The organism is Actinoallomurus sp. NBC_01490 (assembly GCF_036227085.1).
Classification (GTDB): domain Bacteria; phylum Actinomycetota; class Actinomycetes; order Streptosporangiales; family Streptosporangiaceae; genus Actinoallomurus; species Actinoallomurus oryzae.
Map to the genome: position 1 here is coordinate 2,772,368 of NZ_CP109433.1, position 21,410 is coordinate 2,793,777.

The window sequence follows — 21,410 nt, forward strand, 5'->3', positions numbered from 1 at the left end:
CCTGATGACGTCGTTGATGTCGCTCATCCATCCCCCGTGACCTGCCGGAGTTCGCGAACCCGCCCAAAGGGGCTCGGCTGATCGGTTCAACCGTATTGGGCGTCCGGGGTCTTGACGATCCTAAGCCAAAGAGGCTAAGGATCCTGTTAGGCGGTGGCCACTTTCACACCGCGCGGCCGGGCATTCTTACGCACCGGCTGCATCGCGTCCCTTATCCGGCGACGACGGACGCCGAACGCGAAATTCCTCGTACGCGGACCGGTCGAACGAACCCGCGAGAGGCGCGAGCACGGCCGCGGCCGACAGCGCGGCGGCGTCGGTGAGGAGCCGCGGCCACGACACCGCGCCACCGGCGACCAGGCCCGCTGCGAGCGCCGCCACCACCGCGTCGCCCGCGCCGGTCGGGTTGCCGGACACCCGCCGCGGCGGCGGGGCACGGTGCACCCCGTCGGCGGTGACGGCGAGCAGCCCGTCGGCGCCCAGCGACACGACCACCGCGGGCGCCCCCAGCATCCGCGCGCCCGCGACCGGGTCGCCGGTGCCGGTCGTCTCGGCGAGCTCCTCGGCGTTGGGCTTGACCGCCCAGGCGTACGGCGCGGCGCGCAGCAGGGCGTCTCCGGACGCGTCCACGATCACCGGGAGGCCGCGGGCGGACAGCCGGGCGGTCAGGCGGGCCACGGCCTCGCCGTCCACGCCGGGCGGCAGGCTGCCCGAGATCACCAGCACGTCGGCGTCCGGCACGCGCTCCTCCAGCGCCGCCCACTCGTCCGGGGCGACCGCCGGGCCGGGTTCGCCCAGCATCGTCGCCTCGCCGCCGGCCACCACGGTCACCGTCCGCCGCGTCTCTCCGGCGGTCGGCACCAGGTCGTGCGCCAGCCCGGACGCCTCCAGCTCCATGCGTACGGCGTCGCCGGTCGGCCCGCCCGCCAGGCCGAGGACGAGCACGTCGTGGCCCAGCGACCGCAGGACCCGCGCGACGTTCACGCCCTTGCCGCCCGCCCGCGCGTGCACCGCGTCGACCCGGTTCGTCTCGCCGGGGCGCAGCTCCGTCACCTCGTACGTGACGTCGAGCGCGAGGTTCGGCGTGATCGTGACGATCATGCCGTGACGACTTTCCGTACCCCCAGGTCGTCGTCCAGCACCAGCAGGTCGGCGCGGAGCCCGGGGGAGACGGCGCCGCGGTCGGACAGCCCCAGCAGGGCGGCGGGGGTGGTGGAGGACATGCGCACGGCCTCCTCCAGGGACAGGCCGGAGTCGCGCACCGCGCGGCGGAAGATCTCGGCCGCGGTGGCCGTGCTGCCCGCGATCGAACCGCCCTCGGTCAGCCGCGCCACGCCCTCGCGTACCTCCACGCCGAGCCCGCCGAGCTCGTACTCGCCGTCGGCCATGCCCGCGGCGGCGATGGAGTCGGTGACCAGCGCGGCGCGCCCGGCCCCGGCCGTACGGGCGACGTGGCGCACGACCGCGGGGTCCAGGTGCGTGCCGTCGCCGATCACCTCGACCACGACGTCCGGCGCGTCCAGGAGGGCCAGGATCGGGCCCGGTTCGCGGTGGTGCAGGGGACGCATCCCGTTGAACAGGTGTGTGGCCACCCGCGCGCCGGCGCGGACCGCCTCCCGCGTCACCTCGTACGTCGCGTCGGTGTGGCCGACCGCGGGCAGGGCACCGGCCTCCCGGACCCGCCGCAGCGCGTCCAGGCCGCCGTCCAGCTCGGGCGCGATCGTCATCATGCGTACGTGCGGGACCTTGAGCAGCCGCTCGACCGTCGCGGGATCGGGGGCGCGCAGCAGTGTCGGGTCGTGCGCGCCCTTGCGCGCCGGGGACAGGAACGGCCCCTCGTAGTGGATTCCGGCGACGAGGCCGTCGGCGGCGAGCTCGGACAGCACGGACGCGCGGCGTTCGAGGGCGTCCGGCGCCGCGGTGACCAGGCTCGCCACCAGCGTCGTGGTGCCGCGCTCGCGGTGGAACGCCGCCGCGCGGGCGCACTCGCCGGGGTCGGCGGAGTCGAACGAGGCGCCGCCTCCGCCGTGGCAGTGGAGGTCCACGAAGCCCGGAACGATCACCGCGCCGTGCAGGTCGGCGCGCTCCGGCACGCCCTGGCCGACGGCCGTGATCCGGCCGCCCGCGACCTCCACCCAGCCGGGTTCGAGGACGCCGTCCAAGGCGACGACCTTGTCCGCGCTCAACACCGTCATTGCGTCTCCAACAGGTCGAGTGCCCACAGTCCGGCGCCCACACACCCCGCCTCGTCGGCGAATCGCGCGATGGTCAGGCGCGGCCTGCGGTGGAACGTCAGGCGTGACTCGATGTCATCGGCGAGAGGTTCCAGCAGCAGGTCGCCGGCGCGGGACAGGCCGCCGCCGATGACGATGACCTCGGGCGCGGTCAGGACGGTCGCGGCGGCGAGCGCGGTGCCCAGCCAGCCGACCGTCTCGGCCCACACCGCCACGGCGTCCGGCTCGCCCTCGGCGACCAGCGCCGCGACCGCGTCCGCGGTCGTCTCGCGCCCGGTGCGCCGGGCGTACCGCCGCGCGACCGCCGGCCCGGACGCCACCGCCTCCAGGCAGCCCGTGCCGCCGCACACGCAGGGCTCGTCGGCACCCACCGACATGTGGCCGATCTCCCCGGCGTAACCGTTGCCGACGCACAGGTGGCCGTCGATGACCATCGCGGCGGCGATGCCGGTGCCGATCGGCACGACGAGGGAGTTGCGCGCCCCTCGCGCCGCGCCGAGGCGCTGCTCGGCCGTGCCGCCCGCGCGTACGTCGTGCCCGACCGCGACCGGCAGGCCCGTGCGCTCCTGGATCAGGGCGCGGAAGGGCACGTCGCGCCAGCCGATGTTCTCCGACCAGACGGCGACGCCGGTCTCGTCGTCGACGATGCCCGGTACGGCGAGGCCGACCGCCTCGGCCCCGGGGGCCTGCGCGACCAGATCGCCGACGGTGTCCAGGACCGCGGCGACGGCGGCCTCACCGCGCGGGGTGGGCCGCCGTACGGTCGCCGTCCGCTCCAGGGAGTGATCCATGACCGCGCCCTTCATCGACGTGCCGCCGACGTCGAGAGCGACGATCATGGGAGGACGACCGAGCGCGTGAGGGACCGCGGCCGGTCCGGGTCCAGCCCCCGGGCCCGCGCGCGGGCGACGGCCAGCCGCTGGGCGACGATGAGGTGCGCCATCGGGTCCAGGTCGCTCGCGGCGTACGCCGCCCCGGCGGCGGCCACGTCTTCGGCGAGCCCGTCGGGCGCGGGGCCGAACATCCAGGTCAGCCGGCCGGGCTGGGCGATGCTGATCGGCCCGTGGCGGTACTCCATCGCCGGGTAGGACTCGGTCCACAGCTGCGCCGCCTCGCGCGCCTTCAGCGCCGCCTCGTCGGCCAGGCCGACCGTCCACCCGCGGCCGAGGAAGGTGATCTGTTCGGCCTCCAGCCACTCGGGGGCGAGCGGTTCGCCGAGCGCGCGCGTCGCGTCGGCGTCCGGCACCGGGTCGCCGAGGGAGGCGCGCAGCAGCGCGAGCGCCGACGTCGCGAACCTCGTCTGCACCACCGACCGCTCGTCGGCGAACTCCAGGACGACGGTGCGGGTGCCGTCGGGTATCGGCGCGTCGGGCACGGCGGTGATCGCGGTGGTCGCGGCCGTCTCGGGCAGGCGCTCGATGGCCCGCAGCACCTCCGTGGTCGTGCCGGAGCGGGTGATCGCGACGTGGCGGTCGTATTCTCGTTCCCGGCCGGGAGGCAGCTCCGAGGCGGCGAACGCGTCGGTGACCCCGAGGCCCTTGGCCTCCCGGAGGGCGGCGTACGCCTTCGCCATGTACAGCGACGTGCCGCAGCCGAAGACCGCGACCCGATCGCCGTCGCGTGGCAGCGCCTCCCGTACGCCGGGTAGCCGCTCGGCGGCCTGACGCCAGCACGACGGCTGACTGTCGATCTCCGCCTCGACGTGATAATCCGCCAAACCCGCCTCCACGCGTGCTCGTTCATGCGCGAATCGTGCTCGCATCATGCACTAATGAACACATACTCGCCAAGGGAGCGTAATCGGGGGAAGGCGGGTCCCGGATCACCGGTCGTGATGGCGGCTGACGTCGCGTTCGAGCAGGTCGAGGCGGCCGGCGACGCCGATGGAGCCATCGGGCGGCCGGGCGTCGTCCCTTCGCGAGCCGGGTGAGCGCCTCCTCCACCGCGGACTGCGCGGCGAACGGGCACGGCGATCCAGGGGCAGCCCGTAGTGGGAGGCGGCGAAGCCGAACCCTGGCACGAAGAGCCCGTCGTAGTGGCGGGCCGCGACGGACGCGGGGAACATGTGCCGATCTCTCCCGTCGATTTCACGCGTCACGCTGATCGAGCGGGCCTTCGTCCCGGCGAAGCCGTTGGTCGAATGTGGGTCACCTCGCCGCGCATTTAAGATCATTTCTATAAGCGGCTTGACTTGTGCCTGCATTACGGGCGGACCCGCAGGTGGCGGCGGGGTCTCGGCGGTGTCCGGAAGTGGTCGCTCCGGGGACGTGTAAAGCCGTTCGGGCGGGCCGTTCGGCGTTCATCGTGTGCCGCATAGCAGGTCATTAGTCCCGATAGTGGACATGCCGCGAGGTATTCCATCTGCGTACGCCGTCGAACGGCGGGAATCGGCCCGTTTCACGGCTTCACCATGGTCACCCAATGTGATAGTCAAATAACGCTCAGCAATGCCGGGCGTCCGCCCCTCCCCGCCAGCCACCCAAAGACCTGGAGCCGGTCATGCTCGTCTGCATTCTCGCCGTCGTCGCGGCGGTCGGCGTCGTCGTCGCGGCGGCCCTGCTCTTCCGCAAGTTCGGCCGCGGCTCCGACGACGGCGATCCCGGCGGCGCGACCGCGGGTCATGCCGGCTCGATGCTGTCGGCGCTGTTCCTGCTGGTCTTCGCCATCGCGATCGTCGTCCCGTGGACCACCGCCGACTCCGCGCGCGAGAACACCTACACCGAGGGCCGCGCGCTCGTCGAGGCGTACTGGGCGGCGGCCGCGCTCCCCGCCCCGCAGGGCCACGACGTGCAGGCCGACCTGCGCGCGTACACCGACCTCATCGTGGGCCGCGAGTGGCGATCGATGAAGCGCGGCCACGTCACCGCCGAGGGCGACGACCGGCTCACCGCGCTCCGCGCGAAGGTCAACGCCCTGCCGGTGGCCGACGACGACCAGAAGGACGACCGCGACGCGGTCGTGGAGCAGCTCCAGGCCCTGGCCACGGCGCGCGGCCAGCGCGCGATGGACGCGAAGGCCCGCCCGCCCGTGGGCCTGCTCTACATGACCGTCCTCACCGGTCTCGTCGTGCTGGTCTTCCCGTTCATGGCGGGCGCCCGGCCCCGCGCGATGACGATCGTGCCGCTCGGCGTGATGGCGGCCCTGCTGGGCGTCGGCGTCTTCCTCGCGTTCGACATCTCCCACGTCTTCACCGGTGCACTGCGCGTCAAGCCCGACGCGTACATCACCGCCCAGCACGAGTTCCAGCAGATCCCGGAGAGCCGCTGATGCGCGTCGCCCTCACCCCTCGTTCCGCCGGCACCGCCTGCGCGGCCGTCCTCGCGGCCGGAACGGTCGTCGGCCTGACCGCCACCCCCGCGCTCGCGACCGGCACGAACCCCGACCAGACGTCCGCCGCGCGCACCGACCAGCGACGGGCCCGGCCGCCCGACGCCGGCGCGGCGACATCGCCGGGCACTCGCGCGAGACCCGTCCGCTCCAGGGCGGCCGCCCCACGACCGGGCACCGGCACCTCCCGAGCCGAAGGCGCGGGGCCGGAGTCCCCGGAGGAGGAGGCGCGCCCGGCGGCCGCGCCGATCCGGCCCGCTCAAGCGCCTGCGCGGCGCGCTCGGGACCGGGGCGCCGCCTCACCCGTCGCGGAGAGTCCCATCGGTGATCCGCCTTCGGCCGGAGCCTCCCGGCGGACGGACCCGGGCGCTGCGGGTGAGCCTGTCCGGTCCGGTCGGGCGCCCGCCGGGCGTTCTCCGGCCGGACCGCCCGTACGAGAGGGGAGCGCCGGGACTGTTCCGCGGTCGGACGTCGGCGCGTCGTCGTCCTTCCCGCGCGCGGCCCGCGGTGATGACACGGGCGTCGCCGAGTCCTCGCGGCGGGAGCCGGGCGCGCCCGGGACGTCCGTAGCGGAGGGGAGCGCCACCGATCCGGCGGTCGCCGGAGCCTCTCCAGGCCTGCCGGTCTCGGCTCTCGACCCCGGCGGCGGTCCGCCGGCCCTGGTGGCCGCTCTGCGGCTGGGCGGCGGTCCCGGCCCCCTGTCCGTGCTCGCCGCCGACGCCGGGGTGGGCTCCGCGTCCTCGGTGGCCGCCGGACGGCCGGACATCGCGCACGTGAGCGTGCGTGTCCTCTACCCCCTGTGCGTCGACCTCGGCGTACTGAACCTCGTGACAGTGCGCGCGGAACTCGGCGACTGCGGTCCGGTGCCGTCGCCACCCCCTGGGCCCCCTTCGCCCGCGCCGCCGGCTCCACCCCCGCCCGTGCCGCCGCCAACGCCGTCGCCGCCGAACCCGCCCCCTCCGGCGGCTCCGCCGTCCGCGTCCTCTCCGGCCCCGGTGGCGCCCGTGGTGGATCGCGTCGTGCCGGCCGCCGCGGCGCCCGCACCGCACCGGCCGTCCGCGCCGATCACGGCACCGCCTCGCCGGGCGTCCGTGCCCAAGGCCGCACCCGTGCCGCCCCGGCGCAAGAACCCGCTGACCACGCTGATGGTTCTCGTCGTCATCACGGCCGTCATCGCGGCGGGTGCCGGCGTGGCGTTCGCGGCCGCTCCGTGAGCGCGGGCGGGCCCGTGGCGACGGTCGCCGGCGCCCCGGGAAACGACCTGCGATTGCCTATTGTGATCAAAGGGATACACAACGTAATGTCATCCGCGAGCAAAGGTGTTAATTCAATGCCGGGCCAATGTGCCGCCCTTCCTGGCGGCCGGTTCGGTAGCTGAATTCACCCGTCGGGTTCCCCAGTCGGTACGAACACGGAATGGTGGTGTGTGTCGTGACGGAGTCGGCGCAGTCGGGTCTGGGTGTTGAGGGTTCGCCGTTGAGTCTGGGTACGGCGGCGGCGCGTAATCTGGCGACGACGACGAAGTCGGCGCCGCAGATGCAGGGGATTTCGTCTCGGTGGTTGTTGCGGATGCTGCCGTGGGTTCAGGCGTCGGGTGGGGTTTATCGGGTGAACCGGCGGTTGAGTTATGCGGTGGGTGATGGGCGGGTGAGTTTTTCTTCGACGGGGTCGGAGGTGCGGGTTGTTCCGCCGGAGTTGTGTGAGCTTCCGTTGTTGCGGGGGTTTGCGGACGAGGGGACGTTGAATGCGTTGGCGGGGCGTTTTGTGCAGCAGGAGTTTGATGCCGGGGATGTGATTGTGGAGGTGGGGAGGCCTGCGGATCAGGTGTTTTTGATCGCGCATGGCAAGGTGGGTCGGGTGGGGGTTGGTAAGTATGGTGATGAGACGGCGTTGGGGGTGTTGGCCGATGGTGATTACTTCGGTGATCGGGCGTTGGCCGGGTCTCAGGAGACGTGGGATTTCACCGCCAAGGCCCAGACCAAATGCATCGTCCTGACCCTCTCCGGGATGGTCTTCCAGGAGATCGTCGACCAGTCCGACACTCTCCGCGCGCACCTCGAGCGCTACCGCGAAGGTCCCGCCGGAGACCACAACGAGCACGGCGAGGCCGCGATCAGCCTGGCGTCGGGACACACCGGTGAGCCGGTGTTGCCGGGGACGTTCGTGGATTATGAGCTGTCGCCGCGGGAGTACGAGCTGAGCGTGGCTCAGACGGTGTTGCGGGTTCATACGCGGGTGGCGGATCTGTACAACCAGCCGATGAACCAGGTGGAGCAGCAGCTGCGGCTGACGATCGAGGCGCTGCGGGAGCGGCAGGAGAACGAGCTGGTCAACAACCGCGAGTTCGGCCTGCTGCACAACGCCGACCTCAAGCAGCGCATCTACACCCGCTCCGGCCCGCCCACCCCGGACGACATGGACGAGCTCCTGTCGACGGTCTGGAAGAACCCCGGGTTCTTCCTCGCGCACCCGAAGGCCATCGCCGCGTTCGGCCGTGAGTGCAGCCGCCGGGGCGTCTACCCGCAGAGCGTCGACATCGCCGGCAACTGGGTGCCCGCCTGGCGCGGGGTGCCGATCTTCCCCTGCAACAAGATCCCGGTGAGCGACACCCGCACCAGCTCGATCATGCTGCTCCGCGTCGGCGAGGACGACCAGGGCGTCATCGGCCTCCACCAGACGGGCATCCCGGACGAATACCAGCCCGGCCTGTCGGTCCGCTTCATGGGCATCAACGAGAAGGCGATCATCTCCTATCTCGTCAGCGCCTACTACTCCGCGGCCGTTCTCGTACCCGACGCACTGGGCATCCTCGAAAACGTCGAAACCGCTCCGACGAACGAATAGCGGGCCGCCGATGGGCGCGGGGCGATATGCGCTCCGCGCCTGTCCCCGTACGGATCAACAACCAAACGATAAAATAGAATGGTGGTGTGTGTCGTGACGGAGTCGGCGCAGTCGGGTCTGGGTGTTGAGGGTTCGCCGTTGAGTCTGGATACGGCGGCGGCGCGTAATCTGGCGACGACGACGAAGTCGGCGCCGCAGATGCAGGGGATTTCGTCTCGGTGGTTGTTGCGGATGCTGCCGTGGGTTCAGGCGTCGGGTGGGGTTTATCGGGTGAACCGGCGGTTGAGTTATGCGGTGGGTGATGGGCGGGTGAGTTTTTCTTCGACGGGGTCGGAGGTGCGGGTTGTTCCGCCGGAGTTGTGTGAGCTTCCGTTGTTGCGGGGGTTTGCGGACGAGGGGACGTTGAATGCGTTGGCGGGGCATTTTGTGCAGCAGGAGTTTGATGCCGGGGATGTGATTGTGGAGGTGGGGAGGCCTGCGGATCAGGTGTTTTTGATCGCGCATGGCAAGGTCGGTCGGGTGGGGGTTGGTAAGTATGGTGATGAGACGGCGTTGGGGGTGTTGGCCGATGGTGATTACTTCGGTGATCGGGCGTTGGCCGGGTCTCAGGAGACGTGGGATTTCACCGCCAAGGCCCAGACCAAATGCATCGTCCTGACCTTGTCGCGCGAACGCTTCGACGAGCTCGCCGAGCAGTCCGAAGAGCTGCGCGACCACCTCGCCGCGCTCCGCGACCAGGAGCGGCCGGCCCAGAACAAACACGGCGAGGCCGCGATCAGCCTGGCCTCCGGGCACGCGGGTGAGCCGGTGTTGCCGGGGACGTTCGTGGATTATGAGCTGTCGCCGCGGGAGTACGAGCTGAGCGTGGCTCAGACGGTGTTGCGGGTTCATACGCGGGTGGCGGATCTGTACAACCAGCCGATGAACCAGGTGGAGCAGCAGCTGCGGCTGACGATCGAGGCGCTGCGGGAGCGGCAGGAGAACGAGCTGGTCAACAACCGCGAGTTCGGCCTGCTGCACAACGCCGACCTCAAGCAGCGCATCTACCCCCGTTCCGGCCCGCCCACCCCGGACGACATGGACGAGCTGCTCAGCCGCCGCCGCAAGACCCGCTTCTTCCTCGCGCACCCGAAGGCCATCGCCGCGTTCGGCCGTGAGTGCAGCCGCCGGGGCGTCTACCCGCAGAGCGTCGAGGTGGAGGGCCACGCCGTGAGCTCCTGGCGCGGGGTGCCGATCTTCCCCTGCGACAAGATCCCGATCGGCGACGACCGTACGACCTCCATCATCGCGATGCGGACCGGTGTCGACGACCAGGGCGTCATCGGCCTCCACCAGACCGGCATCCCGAACGAGGTGCAGCCGAGCCTGTCGGTGCGCTTCATGGGGATCAACGATCAGGCCGTCCTCTCCTATCTCGTCAGCGCGTACTACTCCGCGGCCGTTCTCGTGCCCGACGCACTGGGCATCCTCGAGAACGTCGAGATCTCCCGCTGACGAGAGGTGCCCATGACTGAGCCGAGCGAGGGAATCGAAGGCATGCCCCAGTGGTCACGCCCTCTGGCGAAGGAGGACTCATGACCACCACCGACCATCCGAGGACCACCCGCGCGGCGGGCGAGATCCTGGCGTGGAGCCGGAGCATGGTCGATCCGGCACTCCGGTCGGCCATCGACACGCTCCCCGCGTCGATGCGGCTGGTCGCGGGCCACCACTTCGGCTGGTGGGACGAGCGCGGTCAGCCGACCAACGCCGCCGGAGGCAAGGCGATCCGCCCGACGCTCACCCTGCTGGCCGCCGAGGCCGTCGGTGCAGAGCCGTCGTCGGCGGTGCCCGCCGCAGCCGCGATCGAGCTGGTGCACAGCTTCTCTCTGCTGCACGACGACGTGATGGACGGCGACCGTACGCGCCGGCATCGCCCCACGACCTGGGCCGCGTTCGGGGTGGGCGCCGCGATCCTCGGCGGCGACGCCCTGCTGACGCTCGCCTTCGACGTGCTGGCGGCCAGCGAGCACCCGGCCGCCACCGCCGGCATGCGGTGGCTGAGCACCGCCGTGCAGAGGCTCGTCGCCGGTCAGAGCGCCGACATCGCGTTCGAGACGCGTGCCGACGTGGAGCTGTCCGAGTGTCTGTCGATGGCCGGCGGAAAGACCGCGTCGCTGCTGGGCTGCGCGTGCGGCCTGGGCGCGCTGTTCGGCGGGCAGCCCGACCAGGCGGTCCGGCTGCGCGCCTTCGGCGAGCAGCTGGGCCTGGCGTTCCAGCTGGCCGACGACCTGCTGGGCATCTGGGGCGACCCGAAGCTCACCGGCAAGCCCGTCTACGCCGACCTGCGCCGGAGAAAGAAGTCGCTGCCGGTGGTCGCCGCACTGACCTCGGGCACACCGGCCGGCCGCGAGCTGGCCGCGCTCTACCGCCGAGACCTGCCGCTGTCCGACGCCGAGCTCATCCACGCCGCCGATCTGATCGAACGCGCCGGAGGCCGCGCCTGGTGCCGGCGAAAGGCCGGCGACCTGCTCGCCGACGCCCTCCACCACCTGCGCTCGGCCAACCCGGCCGCGCGCCCCGCCGAGGAACTGACCACACTGGCCCGAATGATCACTCACCGCGATCACTGATGGGGCGTCGGGGACGCGAGGTCCGAATCAGGAGGTGATGGGATAAGCGGACTGGAAGGCCAGCCGCCGGTCGGCGCCGGCGGCGAGTTCGGTGAGCAGGTCGTCGAGCGCCATGAACACCTCCCACGGCTCCCGCCCGGCCGTGGACACGAGGTGGTCGACGACGCGCTGCTCCAGGTCGGGCACCCGTTTGCCCTTCCACACCTTGTCGGCCAGGCTCACCAGCAGATCCTCGAACGTGACGTCCGGTCCGTCCCAGGTGCCATGGGTCCCGGCGAACCGCGCGAGCCTTTCGTCCACACCGTGGTCGAGGAGCAGCCGATGCCCGCGCGGCTCGTGCTCCGAGCCGGGTCCCGAGAGCTCCTCGGTCACGTAGGCCTTGCCGACGTCGTGCGTGGCCGCGCCGTACCGCACCGCCTCCTGGTCGACGTCGACCCCGGGAAACCGCTCGCCCAGTGAGTCGAGCAGCCGGCACGCGACGTCGTGCACCGCCCGCAGATGCGCTCCGAGCCGAGGAGGCGCGTCGAGCCGGTGGAGCAGCCCCTCCACATCCTCGGGCAGCCGCCGGAGCCCCGCCTCGTCCCGCAACGCCCGATCGAGAGCCGAGGATGCCATCCGCGCACGATAGTGAACCCCGGCCGATCCGCACCACCCGGCCGACGTACGTCCCGGCGATCTGGCGAGGACGGCGCTGTCGGCGCCGGACGCTACGGTCTCGGCATGAGCTACTCGCTGACCCTCTATCTCGTCGACCTCGAGAAGGCCCGGGGCGCCATCGGCTCCGGGGACGACAAGCTCCGCCGGATGATCGGAGGCCGGTTCAAGACCGCGCTCGCTCACGCGGACGAGTGGTTCGACAGCGAGATCGAGTCGGGTGCTCCCACGCGGTACGAAGCGGTCAAGGCCGTGATCAACGGCGGGCCCTACGACGCCGCGCACGGCTTCCAGTACGGGTACGCGTACCAGACGATCTGCGAGTTCTACGGCAGGTTCCTGGACAACAACGATTTCTCGCCGTTCCGCGGTGAGTGGCTGGAGATGGTCGACGAGGGCCTCGCCAAGCTCGGCATCGGTGTTCGCGTCACCGACTTCATGTACGGCTCCATTCCCTCGCAGCTGCCTCGTCCTGAGCATCTGCCCTGCTACGGCGAATGGTCGCCGCAGGAGTGCGCACAGGCCTTGGCCGAATGGGAGGCCACGACGGCGGAGCAGCGCGACGCTCTCGACCGCGAGGTTCTCGCGGCGATCAACTCGTGCATCGGCTGGACGCGCGAGGCGCAGGCCAGGCCTGGTTGGGGCGTCGCCGGCTTCGGCTTCTGACTCCCGGACGGCATCGCCCTCACCTTCGCGGCGCGCTGCCATGGCCGGACACATCGCCATCCGCGGCAGGAATGCGCGGGCCGAATGGGAGGCCGCAGGGCGATCGCAGAAGAGATTCTCACCGGCGTCGCGGCCGGTGGAACCGAGGCGGGCGGAGACGCGGCGTACGACTGTGCGAGGCTGGTCGGCATGGTGGCATTCGACAGCCATGATGGTGTTCGCCGGACTTACGACGCGGTCGCCGAGCCGTACGCGGCCGGCTTCCGGGACGAGCTGGCCCACAAGCCGCTCGACCGGGCGTTGCTCACCGCCCTGCTGGAGCAGGCCGGTGCCGGCGCGCCGGTGGCGGATCTCGGCTGCGGGCCCGGACACGTCACCGGCTGGCTCGCCGGCCAGGGTGCGGCCGCGGTCGGCGTTGATCTGTCGGGTGCGATGGTCGAGCTGGCCCGCAAGGAGCATCCCGCCGTCGAGTTCCGCCAGGGCGACCTGCTCGATCTGCCCGCCCGCGACGGGGAGTTCGCCGCCGTCGTCGCCCTGTACTCGATCATCCACCTGACCGCGGCCGAGCTCACCCGCGCCTTCCAGGAGATCCACCGGGTGCTCCGCCCGGGCGGCCGGCTGCTCGTCTCGTTCCACATCGGCTCCGAGGTACGGCACCTGACCGAGTGGCTGGGCCGCGACGTCGACGTCGACTTCCACTTCTTCACCCCGGACGACATCGCCGACGAGCTCGACGCCGCCGGCCTCACGACATACGCGCGGCTCGAACGCGGGCACCACCCCGAGGAGGTCGAGACCCGCCGCGGGTACCTCATGGCGCACCGCCGATGACCACCCTCGCCTGATCCTCGCCCGCCACGGAGCGGTCCGCCGCACCTGCCGGCCATGCTGGGTGCCTGTCAGGCCTGTTGACCGCGCCGGGACCCAGCCCCGCCTGCCGGGCCTTGCCGGAGCGGCCCGTTGTGCCTGTCGACGGTGCCTGAGCGATCCGCTCCACCCCCTAGCCGGGCCGGGCGTGACCTGCCCCGCCTGACGGACTGGGTGGGGCCGTTGCCCGGTGTGGCCGGGCCATGGCCGGGCTGAGCGCTATGGCCGGTTTAGGTCATATATCGGCGAGTTTGCCCAATGTTTGTCTGCACGCTCTCCCCGCGCAAACCGTGATCTTTAGGTTCCTGGTGCTGAAGATCAAGCCAAGGGAGATCCACATGCACGGGAGCCCCGCAGTCCGGGGTCGCGGGATCACGAAGTCCTTCGGCGACGTACTCGCGCTCGACGGCGTCGATCTGGACGTGGCGTGCGGGCAGGTGCACGGCCTGGTCGGGCCGAACGGCGCGGGCAAGACGACGCTCCTCGGTCTGCTGCTGGGCCTGGCGATGGCGGACAGCGGCAGCCTCGAGATCCTGGGTTCGCCGGTCGGCCGGACGCTCGCCGTCCCCGACGGCGTCGCGGGCTTCGTCGACGGGCCCGGGCTCTATCCGTCGCTCACCGCGCGGCAGAACCTCTCCGCCCTGCTCTCCCTGCGCGGGTACGACACCGGTCACGCGGTCGGCGTCGACGACGCACTGGAGCAGGTGGGGCTCACCGACGTCGCCGACGATCGCATCCGGGGGTTCTCGCTGGGCATGCGCCAGCGACTCGGGCTGGCCGCCGCCCTGCTCACCACACCGCGGCTTCTCGTGCTCGACGAGCCGTCCAACGGCCTGGACCCGGCCGGCAAGCACCACGTGCACCGCGTCATCACCCGGCTCGCCGAGGACGGGACCGCGGTCGTCCTGTCCAGCCACCGGATGGACGACCTCGCCGCGCTGTGCTCCGAGGTCACCCTCCTCTCCACCGGGCGGGTCGTCTTCTCCGGGCCGGTGGGCAAGCTCGCCGCCGAGAGCGGGGAGCTCGACTACCGGGTACGCACCTCCGACCGAACGGCGGCCCACCAGATAGCGGTGGACACGCCGGGGCTCCGCGTCGTACCCGGTCGTGACCGCGTCGAGCCGGACGCCGACGTGCTCGTGGTCCGCGGCCCCGTACCGGCCCTCGACGAGCTGGTGGTGCGGCTGGTGCACGCCGACGTGGCGGTACGAGAGCTGGCGCCCGTGGTGACGCCGCTCGAGGCCGCGTTCCTGGCCCTCACCGGGGCCGGGCAGACCGACGAGGAGGACCTCTCGTGACCGGGCGAAGCGAGCGAACCGGAAGACACCGCACCTCGGCAGTCCCCCAGTGGGAACGCGGAGTGCTTTCGCCGGCTGGGCCGGGGGAGGGTTCATGACCGCGACCGTCGCTCCACCGCCGGTCGAGGCCCGGCCGGCGCCGGTGTCGCGGAGCTACCGGTTCGAGCTGGTCAAGCTGCTGTCCCAGTGGCGGATCCGCGTGCTGCTGCTCGCCTGCTGGATCGCCCCCGCGGGTTTCGTGGCCGTCGTGAGCCTGCAGAGCATGCTGCCCGCCGACACGGTCTTCGGCCGCTGGATGCACAGCACCGGCTGGGCGGGGGCACTGGTCGTGCTGGACTTCTCGCGCAGCTGGGCGCTCCCGCTGCTCACGGCCCTGGTCGCCGGGGACGTCTTCGCGACCGAGGACCGGCTGGGCACCTGGCGCCACCTCCTCGTCTCGGTCCGCTCGCCGAGGCGGATCTTCGTGGCCAAGGGCATCGCCGCCCTCACCGTGCTCCTGCTCCTGGTCGCCGGGCTGGCCGTCTCGGGCATCGCCGGCGGCCTGGCCGCGGTCGGCAACCGGCCGCTCGTCGGCATGGACGGCCATCTGCTGTCCCCGGGGGACGCGGCCGGCACGGTCCTGCTCTCGTGGGCCTGCGTGCTCGCGCCGACGCTGGCGTTCGCCGCGATCGGTCTCCTCGGCTCGGTGGCCCTGGGGCGTTCGACGATGGGGCTGCTGACGCCCGCGCTGCTCGCGTTCGCGCTGCAGCTCGCGCAGCTGCTCCCGCTGCCGGTGGCCGTACGGCTGGCCCTGCCGAGCCACGCCTTCCTCGCCTGGCGCGGGCTGTTCACCAGCCCGGCGCAGGTCGGCCCCCTCCTCATCGGCCTCGTGGTGAGCCTGGCGTGGGCGGTCGTCGCCACCGCGTTCGCCTACCACCTGTTCGTCCGCCGCGACTTCACCGACCTGGCGTACGACGGGTCGGGCCGGCGTGTGCTCGTCGCCGGGGCGCTGCCGCTGGCCGGGCTGGTCGCCCTCACCGTCGTCGTGCTCATCGGCGCGACACCGGCCACGGGCTCCGGGATCGAACGGGCCAAGGTCCAGGACTCGCTCGCCACGGCGTACGCCCACCTGTACCGGATGCAGACGCGGGAGCTCCATCGCCCCGGCGTCACCGAGGCCCGGCTGCGGGCCACCGCGTCCTGCGACAAGGGCGGCCCCCGCGTCCCCGACCACGGACCGGGCAACGACTGGCGGTGCGTCGTGTCCTGGCATCTGCCCGGCACGACCGCCGTCGGCCAGGCCATCTACCAGCTCGACGTCACCGCGGACGGGCGGTACGTCGCCGACGGAGACGGACCGAAGGAGGTGAACGGCTACTTCCAGGTGCGCACCCCGACCGGGGACGCCCCCAATCCTCTGTGGCAGTTCGACGGGAACGTCGACCTGCTCGCAAGCACCAAGGGATAACTCATGCACGTCACGCGCCAGCGCGTCGCGAAGTCCCGCCGTAGGTTCTTCGAAAGACGCACGGGCCGCCGGATCAACACGGTGGCCGCCGGCACCGCGGCCATCGCCGTCGCCAGCGGAAGCATCGCCTACGCCTCCACCGAGGGGTTCGGCACCCAACAGGTCGGCCAGACCACCAAAAAGGGCCAGGTCGTCTCCAGCGACCAGTACATCAACCCGATCGGCAAGCGCCTCGTCATCAACAACGGCAAGATCATGTCGTCCACGGTCAGCCCGGACGGCACCCACGTCGCGGCCTCGGTCACCGACGGTGGGATGGCGCTCGCCATCGTCAACCTGAAGGACTGGAAGGTTCAGCAGCTCGTCGGCAACAGCGCGGCGGCGAACCTGAAGATCGGCGGCAACGACGTGGGCCAGGAGGGCCCCACGTACTCGCCCGACGGTTCGCAGCTGTGGCTGGGCCAGACCGACGGCTACACCAGGTTCACCGTGAACTCGGACGGCACCCTCGCCGACCCGACGTCCATCAAGATCCCGGCGGACGGGCCCAAGCACGCGCTGGTGGCCCAGGCGGTGTTCTCGCCCGACGGCAAGACCGTGTACTCCGCCGTCAACGGCCAGAACCGCGTGGTCGCCATCGACGCGGCGACCGGGGCCATCCAGCAGAGCTGGAACGTGGGCAACGCCCCGCGTGGCATGGTCAAGGTCGGCAACAAGCTCTACGTCAGCAACGAGGGCGGGCGCCCGGCGAAGGCCGGCGACACCACGATCAACTCCTACAACACCCAGGTGCCGGCCGACCCGAAGACCGGTGCCACCACCACGGGCACGGTCAGCGTCATCGACCTGGCGAACCCGGCCGCCGCCCCGGCGAGCATCGCCGTCGGCCTGCACCCGACCGCCCTGTACGCCACGAACGGCGCGTTGTTCGTCACCAACACCGCCACCAACGACGTGTCGGTCATCGACACGTCCAAGGACAAGGTCGTCCAGACCATCGCCACCCGGCCGTGGCCGGAGGCGTCGGTGGGCTACGAGCCCGACGCGGTGACGCTCACCAAGGACGGTCACCTGCTGGTGACGCTCGGCCGCGCCAACGCGGTCGCCGTCTACCGGTACACCAGGCCGCTGGAGCCGGTCAGCTACGTCGGCCTGCTCCCGACGGACTACTTCCCCGCGGAGATCACCACCGTCGGCAAGGACGTGCTGGTCTCCAACACCCGGGGAATCGACGCCCTCCGCACGCCGCCCGCCAACAGCGCCGGGCACGGTACGCACGACACGACGTCGAGCCTGCAGAAGTTCACGCTGCCGAACGACGGCGTGATCAGGTCCTACACGGCCAAGGTCTTCCAGCAGAACGGCTGGACCCCGGGCTCGGTCAAGACCTCCAAGGGCAAGGGCGCCAAGCCGGTCCCGGTCCCGGTGAAGCTCGGCGATCCTTCGACGATCAAGCACGTCTTCATGCTCGTCAAGGAGAACCGGACCTACGACCAGGTCTTCGGCGACATCGCGAAGGGCAACGGTGACGCGTCGGTGGCCCAGTTCGGCGAGAACGTGACGCCGAACCAGCACGCGCTGGCCAACCAGTTCGGGCTGTACGACAACACCTACGACATCGGCACGAACTCCGCCGAGGGGCACAACTGGCTGATGCAGGCCGACGACCCGGAGTACACCGAGTCCTCGGCCGGTGAGTACCTGCGCAGCTACGACACCGAGAACGACGCCCTCGGCCACCAGCGGAGCGGCTTCATCTGGACCGGTGCGCAGGCGGCGGGCAAGACCGTGAAGGACTACGGCGAGTTCCAGTCGATCGAGACCAAGCCGTCCGGTGCGACGTGGCAGAACCTGTACTGCGACGCCAAGACCATGTCCGCGACCGGGAAGCCCACCGCCTACCCCATCGGAACGGGCTCGGCGATCCCGTCGCTCAACCAGGTGTCGGTGCCCGGCTTCCCGATGTTCGACACCAGCGTCCCGGACGTCTACAAGTACGAGATCTGGAAGCAGGACTTCGAGAAGAACGGTCCGGCGAACCTGAACATGTTCTGGTTCTCCAACGACCACACCGGTGGTCCGGCGAACGCCGCCGCCCAGGTCGCCGACAACGACCTCGCCGTCGGCAAGGTGGTCGACGAGATCTCGCACAGCAAGTACTGGAAGGACTCGGCGATCTTCGTCGTCGAGGACGACTCCCAGGCCGGCCTCGACCACGTCGACGGCCACCGTGCCCCGATCCAGATCATCAGCCCCTGGGCCCAGCACGGCACCGTCGACAGCCACTACTACTCGCAGATCACCATGATCCGCACCATCGAGCAGATCCTCGGGATCCACCCGATGAACCAGAAGGACAGCGCCGCCACCCCGATGACGCGGGCCTTCACCAACAAGCCGGACAACACGCCGTTCACCGCCGTGCCGAACCGCACGTCGCTGACGTTGGGCGTGTCGCCCCAGCCGACCTGTGGCGCGGACACCCCCGCGGCGCAGAACCCGAAGGCCGCGCCCGCGCCGACGACGACGAAGGTGCCGGCGGCCGAGCAGCAGGTAGCGGCGCAGTGGCAGAAGTGGCAGTCACAGCAGCACTTCACCGGGCCGCTCGCCAAGGCGGACTCCGCCAACCCCGAGCAGATGAACCACTTCACGTGGTACCAGACGCACGGGTTCGCCAAGCCCTACCCGGGCGAGACGAAGATCTACGCGCCGGACAAGGTCCCCGGCGCCTACATCCCGTCGTCGGACAACGACTGATGTAGGGATCACATAGGAGGGCCCCTGGCCGGCGTCGGCCAGGGGCTTCTTCTGTTCCCCGTGCGGCGAACCGGGGACTCAGCGGCCCACCGCGATCTCCCGCGCCATGCCTGACAGCTTCTCGGGGTTGCGCATGAAGTACAGCCCGGTGACGAGGCCGCCCTCGACCCGCACCGCCATGACGCCGTCGATCTCTCCGCCGAGCCGCAGGACGAGACCCGGGGCGCCGTTGATCCGCACCGGCTCGAGCGATATCTGGGCGCCGACCAGGTCCAGCCCGGCGGCCAGCAGACGAGCCACCTTGCGGGCCCCCACGACGGGCCGTCTCACGGCCTGCTTGATCCCACCGCCGTCGCTCAGGGCGACGACGTCCGGCGCGAGGATGTCGAGCAGGCTCTGCAGGTCGCCGGTCTCGACCGCCCGCTGGAAGGCCTGCAGGGCGGCGCGGGTCTCGGCCGGGGAGACGACGTCGCGTGGTCGGCGCGCGGCGACGTGGGCCCGCGCGCGGTGGGCGGTCTGGCGGACCGCGGCGGGACTCTTGCCGACGCCTTCGGCGATCTCGTCGTACTCCAGCTCGAACACCTCGCGCAGCACGAAAACCGCCCGCTCGGTCGGCGTGAGCGTCTCCAGCACCAGCAGCATCGCCATCGAGATGCTGTCGACGAGCTCGACGTCATCGGCGACGTCGGGCGCGGTCAGCAGCGGCTCGGGCAGCCAGGGGCCGACGTAGGTCTCCTTGCGGCGGCGGAGCGTGCGCATCCGGGTGAGGGCCTGGCGGGTGGTGACGCGCACCAGGTACGCCCGCCGGTCGCGCACCGTGTCGAGGTCGATCTCGGTCCACCGCAGCCAGGTCTCCTGCACGACGTCCTCGGCGTCGGCGACGGAGCCGAGCATCTCGTAGGCGACGGTGAACAGCAGGTTCCGGTGGGCGACGAACGCCTCGGTGGCAGGGTCCGGGCAGGCGGCATCGCTCACGCCCGCGCCGGGTGCCGCGTCCTGCTCCGCCATCGGTGGCTCCTCATCCGTCACCCTCGCATGCCCCCCGCGAGACGCGGACCGCACTTTTGGGCGGCCCGGCAGACCGGCGAGGGGACGAAAACAGGATCACATCACGGCCGGCCGGCGGTCGCCATCTGCCTATGGTGCACGTCACACGCATGAGCTGTCACAAAGGTCGCGGCACCGGCACCTCGTGTACGAGAACGCACGAAGGAGACATCTCATGAACCTCGCCCTGTGGATCTGCGCCGGACTGCTGGCCGTGGTGGCCCTGACCGGCGGCATCAGCAAGACGTTCGTGCCCAAGGAGAAGCTGGCCGCGGCCCGTGGTGGGGGATGGACCGAAGACGCCGGCGTCGGCTTCGTCAAGGCCCTCGGCATCCTGGAACTCCTGGCCGCGGCGGGCCTGATCCTGCCCGCGGCGGTCGGCATCGCACCGGTCCTGGTGCCGGTGACCGCCGTCTGCTGGGTCTTGCTGATGGTCGGAGCGATGATCACTCACGGCCGGCGCGGCGAGGCCGGGTTCGTGATGCTGAACCTGCTCTACCTCACACTCGCGGCATTCATCGCGTGGGGCCGCTTCGGTCCGGGCTCCTTCATAGGCTGACCAAGTACCGGGCGCGTCGTCACCCGAGGCCGTGACCGCCGGATAGAACGGAGGTCCAGCGCCGGTGGGCCTCGTCTGGAGGGCTGTGATGCGTGCCATCGTGATCGAGGAATTCGGGGGACCGGACTGCCTGGTCTACACCGAACTGCCGGACCCCGAGCCCATCGAGGGGCATGTCGTCATCGACATCAAGGCATTCGGCATGAATCACGCCGAGATGCATATGCGCAGGGGCGAATGGGCCGAGGCCGCGAGGGTGAGCGGCATCGAGTGCGTAGGCCTGGTGAAGGCCTGTCCGGGCGGTGAGTTCCCCGTCGGTGCCAAGGTCGCGGCGCTGATGGGCGGCCTGGGGCGCACCATCGACGGCAGCTACGCGGAGTACACTCGGGCGCCGGTGTCGAACGTGGCCCTGATCGAGTCCGATCTCCCCTGGGAGGTCCTCGCCGCCATTCCGGAGACCTACGCGACCGCGTGGACATGCCTGTTCCGCAACCTGGAGATCGCCCGAGGTCAGACACTGCTCATCCGGGGCGCGACCTCCGCGTTCGGCCAGGCCGCGATCAACCTCGCGGTCGACGCGGGCGCACGGGTCATCGCCACCACGCGTAGCCCCGAGCGCTTCGCCATGCTGGAGGAGCTCGGCGCGCAACGCGCCGAACGCGAGCAGCCCGAGCTCTCCGGGCGAATCGCGGAGGCCGGGCGGCTGGACGCGGTACTCGACCTGGTGGGCAACAGCACGATCCTCGATTCCCTGCGGCTCCTACGGCGCGGCGGCCGCGCCTGCCTGGCCGGCTGGCTCGGCGGCCTCGACCCGATCCGCGACTTCGACCCGTTGGGGCAGATGGCAAGCGGCGTCTACCTGACCTTCTTCGCGAGCTTCGTCTTCGGCACCCCCGGCTTCCCGCTGTCGGACGTGCCCCTGCAGACGATCGCCGAGCGGGTCGCGGCCGGCCGGCTCAGGGCCAAGCCGTCGCGCGTGTTCCGCTTCGAGGAGGTCCGTGAGGCACACCGTGTGATGGAAGCCGGCCAGGCCAAGGGAAAGATGGTGGTCGTCAACCCCTGAACGCGACCGAATCGGCGCGGCAGGCGGGCGCCGCC

19 protein-coding genes are annotated in these 21,410 nt (G+C 71.1%); 12 read left to right on the plus strand and 7 right to left on the minus strand.

Annotated elements, in window-relative coordinates; translation table 11 throughout:
- Positions 1 to 186: 186 nt before the first annotated feature.
- The 5 genes from OG417_RS13485 to OG417_RS13505 form a co-directional block, all read right to left on the minus strand.
- The gene (locus OG417_RS13485; RefSeq protein ID WP_329255059.1) at positions 187 to 1,101 is read right to left on the minus strand and encodes a 1-phosphofructokinase family hexose kinase; all 915 of its coding nucleotides are present in this window, start codon (positions 1,099 to 1,101) and stop codon (positions 187 to 189) included.
- Positions 1,098 to 2,195 (minus strand): N-acetylglucosamine-6-phosphate deacetylase, encoded by a 1,098-nt coding sequence (gene nagA / locus OG417_RS13490; RefSeq protein ID WP_329255062.1) that lies wholly within the window; start codon positions 2,193 to 2,195, stop codon positions 1,098 to 1,100. Before nagA ends, OG417_RS13485 begins: the two co-directional genes overlap by 4 nt.
- Positions 2,192 to 3,073, minus strand: a complete 882-nt coding sequence (locus OG417_RS13495; RefSeq protein WP_329255064.1) for an ROK family protein — start codon at positions 3,071 to 3,073, stop codon at positions 2,192 to 2,194. The genes nagA and OG417_RS13495 overlap by 4 nt, the downstream gene beginning before the upstream one ends.
- Positions 3,070 to 3,951: an SIS domain-containing protein gene (locus tag OG417_RS13500; RefSeq protein ID WP_329255067.1), complete on the minus strand. Its 882-nt coding sequence runs from the start codon at positions 3,949 to 3,951 to the stop codon at positions 3,070 to 3,072. Before OG417_RS13500 ends, OG417_RS13495 begins: the two co-directional genes overlap by 4 nt.
- A gap of 105 nt (positions 3,952 to 4,056) precedes the next feature.
- Positions 4,057 to 4,299: a hypothetical protein gene (locus OG417_RS13505; RefSeq protein ID WP_329255070.1), complete on the minus strand. Its 243-nt coding sequence runs from the start codon at positions 4,297 to 4,299 to the stop codon at positions 4,057 to 4,059.
- Between the two features lie 434 nt (positions 4,300 to 4,733).
- On the opposite strand from OG417_RS13505, the gene OG417_RS13510 reads away from it, so the two are divergent.
- The 5 genes from OG417_RS13510 to OG417_RS13530 all read left to right on the plus strand — a co-directional run bounded on the left by OG417_RS13510 (position 4,734) and on the right by OG417_RS13530 (position 11,017).
- Entirely contained in the window at positions 4,734 to 5,501 is a 768-nt protein-coding gene (locus OG417_RS13510) for a bestrophin-like domain (RefSeq protein ID WP_329255072.1), read from the plus strand.
- Positions 5,501 to 6,775 carry a hypothetical protein gene (locus OG417_RS13515; protein WP_329255075.1) on the plus strand — a complete coding sequence of 425 codons (1,275 nt, stop codon included), beginning with the start codon at positions 5,501 to 5,503 and terminating at the stop codon, positions 6,773 to 6,775. The genes OG417_RS13510 and OG417_RS13515 overlap by 1 nt, the downstream gene beginning before the upstream one ends.
- A gap of 202 nt (positions 6,776 to 6,977) precedes the next feature.
- Positions 6,978 to 8,405, plus strand: coding sequence for a family 2B encapsulin nanocompartment shell protein (locus tag OG417_RS13520; RefSeq protein WP_442875680.1), 1,428 nt, complete (start codon positions 6,978 to 6,980; stop codon positions 8,403 to 8,405).
- A 93-nt stretch (positions 8,406 to 8,498) separates the two neighbouring features.
- Positions 8,499 to 9,899 (plus strand): family 2B encapsulin nanocompartment shell protein, encoded by a 1,401-nt coding sequence (locus OG417_RS13525; RefSeq protein WP_329255081.1) that lies wholly within the window; start codon positions 8,499 to 8,501, stop codon positions 9,897 to 9,899.
- An 80-nt stretch (positions 9,900 to 9,979) separates the two neighbouring features.
- Complete coding sequence (locus OG417_RS13530; protein WP_329255084.1) at positions 9,980 to 11,017, plus strand: family 2 encapsulin nanocompartment cargo protein polyprenyl transferase; 1,038 nt, start codon at positions 9,980 to 9,982, stop codon at positions 11,015 to 11,017.
- 27 nt (positions 11,018 to 11,044) lie between these two features.
- Here OG417_RS13530 and OG417_RS13535 read toward each other — a convergent pair whose 3' ends face one another.
- On the minus strand, positions 11,045 to 11,632 hold the full coding sequence (locus tag OG417_RS13535; RefSeq protein WP_329255086.1) for an HD domain-containing protein: 588 nt from the start codon (positions 11,630 to 11,632) through the stop codon (positions 11,045 to 11,047).
- A gap of 105 nt (positions 11,633 to 11,737) precedes the next feature.
- Between OG417_RS13535 and OG417_RS13540 the strand changes: the two genes are divergently transcribed.
- From OG417_RS13540 to OG417_RS13560, 5 genes are all read left to right on the plus strand, one after another.
- Entirely contained in the window at positions 11,738 to 12,337 is a 600-nt protein-coding gene (locus OG417_RS13540) for a DUF7691 family protein (RefSeq protein WP_329255088.1), read from the plus strand.
- Positions 12,338 to 12,421: 84 nt separating this feature from the next.
- Positions 12,422 to 13,168: a class I SAM-dependent methyltransferase gene (locus tag OG417_RS13545; RefSeq protein ID WP_329255092.1), complete on the plus strand. Its 747-nt coding sequence runs from the start codon at positions 12,422 to 12,424 to the stop codon at positions 13,166 to 13,168.
- 374 nt (positions 13,169 to 13,542) lie between these two features.
- Positions 13,543 to 14,502 (plus strand): ABC transporter ATP-binding protein, encoded by a 960-nt coding sequence (locus OG417_RS13550; RefSeq protein ID WP_329255094.1) that lies wholly within the window; start codon positions 13,543 to 13,545, stop codon positions 14,500 to 14,502.
- Positions 14,503 to 14,596: 94 nt separating this feature from the next.
- On the plus strand, positions 14,597 to 15,949 hold the full coding sequence (locus OG417_RS13555) for an ABC transporter permease (RefSeq protein ID WP_329255098.1): 1,353 nt from the start codon (positions 14,597 to 14,599) through the stop codon (positions 15,947 to 15,949).
- 3 nt (positions 15,950 to 15,952) lie between these two features.
- Complete coding sequence (locus OG417_RS13560; RefSeq protein ID WP_329255101.1) at positions 15,953 to 18,706, plus strand: bifunctional YncE family protein/alkaline phosphatase family protein; 2,754 nt, start codon at positions 15,953 to 15,955, stop codon at positions 18,704 to 18,706.
- Positions 18,707 to 18,784: 78 nt separating this feature from the next.
- Here OG417_RS13560 and OG417_RS13565 read toward each other — a convergent pair whose 3' ends face one another.
- Positions 18,785 to 19,714, minus strand: a complete 930-nt coding sequence (locus OG417_RS13565) for an RNA polymerase sigma-70 factor (protein ID WP_329255103.1) — start codon at positions 19,712 to 19,714, stop codon at positions 18,785 to 18,787.
- A 214-nt stretch (positions 19,715 to 19,928) separates the two neighbouring features.
- Between OG417_RS13565 and OG417_RS13570 the strand changes: the two genes are divergently transcribed.
- Together OG417_RS13570 and OG417_RS13575 are read left to right on the plus strand one after the other, a co-directional pair.
- The gene (locus OG417_RS13570; protein ID WP_329255106.1) at positions 19,929 to 20,312 is read left to right on the plus strand and encodes a DoxX family protein; all 384 of its coding nucleotides are present in this window, start codon (positions 19,929 to 19,931) and stop codon (positions 20,310 to 20,312) included.
- A gap of 88 nt (positions 20,313 to 20,400) precedes the next feature.
- Positions 20,401 to 21,375, plus strand: coding sequence for a zinc-binding alcohol dehydrogenase family protein (locus OG417_RS13575; protein ID WP_329255109.1), 975 nt, complete (start codon positions 20,401 to 20,403; stop codon positions 21,373 to 21,375).
- Positions 21,376 to 21,410: the final 35 nt, after the last annotated feature.

Bases quoted from the DNA above. Each gene is read 5' to 3' on its own strand.
- OG417_RS13545 (WP_329255092.1), top strand. From the start codon at position 12,422: ATGGGAGGCCGCAGGGCGATCGCAGAAGAGATTCTCACCGGCGTCGCG.
- OG417_RS13565 (WP_329255103.1), bottom strand. From the start codon at position 19,714: ATGGCGGAGCAGGACGCGGCACCCGGCGCGGGCGTGAGCGATGCCGCC.
- OG417_RS13510 (WP_329255072.1), top strand. From the start codon at position 4,734: ATGCTCGTCTGCATTCTCGCCGTCGTCGCGGCGGTCGGCGTCGTCGTC.
- nagA (WP_329255062.1), bottom strand. From the start codon at position 2,195: ATGACGGTGTTGAGCGCGGACAAGGTCGTCGCCTTGGACGGCGTCCTC.
- OG417_RS13570 (WP_329255106.1), top strand. From the start codon at position 19,929: ATGAACCTCGCCCTGTGGATCTGCGCCGGACTGCTGGCCGTGGTGGCC.
- OG417_RS13560 (WP_329255101.1), top strand. From the start codon at position 15,953: ATGCACGTCACGCGCCAGCGCGTCGCGAAGTCCCGCCGTAGGTTCTTC.
- OG417_RS13520 (WP_442875680.1), top strand. From the start codon at position 6,978: ATGGTGGTGTGTGTCGTGACGGAGTCGGCGCAGTCGGGTCTGGGTGTT.
- OG417_RS13535 (WP_329255086.1), bottom strand. From the start codon at position 11,632: ATGGCATCCTCGGCTCTCGATCGGGCGTTGCGGGACGAGGCGGGGCTC.
- OG417_RS13530 (WP_329255084.1), top strand. From the start codon at position 9,980: ATGACCACCACCGACCATCCGAGGACCACCCGCGCGGCGGGCGAGATC.
- OG417_RS13575 (WP_329255109.1), top strand. From the start codon at position 20,401: ATGCGTGCCATCGTGATCGAGGAATTCGGGGGACCGGACTGCCTGGTC.
- OG417_RS13550 (WP_329255094.1), top strand. From the start codon at position 13,543: ATGCACGGGAGCCCCGCAGTCCGGGGTCGCGGGATCACGAAGTCCTTC.
- OG417_RS13505 (WP_329255070.1), bottom strand. From the start codon at position 4,299: ATGTTCCCCGCGTCCGTCGCGGCCCGCCACTACGACGGGCTCTTCGTG.
- OG417_RS13540 (WP_329255088.1), top strand. From the start codon at position 11,738: ATGAGCTACTCGCTGACCCTCTATCTCGTCGACCTCGAGAAGGCCCGG.
- OG417_RS13515 (WP_329255075.1), top strand. From the start codon at position 5,501: ATGCGCGTCGCCCTCACCCCTCGTTCCGCCGGCACCGCCTGCGCGGCC.
- OG417_RS13495 (WP_329255064.1), bottom strand. From the start codon at position 3,073: ATGATCGTCGCTCTCGACGTCGGCGGCACGTCGATGAAGGGCGCGGTC.
- OG417_RS13485 (WP_329255059.1), bottom strand. From the start codon at position 1,101: ATGATCGTCACGATCACGCCGAACCTCGCGCTCGACGTCACGTACGAG.
- OG417_RS13555 (WP_329255098.1), top strand. From the start codon at position 14,597: ATGACCGCGACCGTCGCTCCACCGCCGGTCGAGGCCCGGCCGGCGCCG.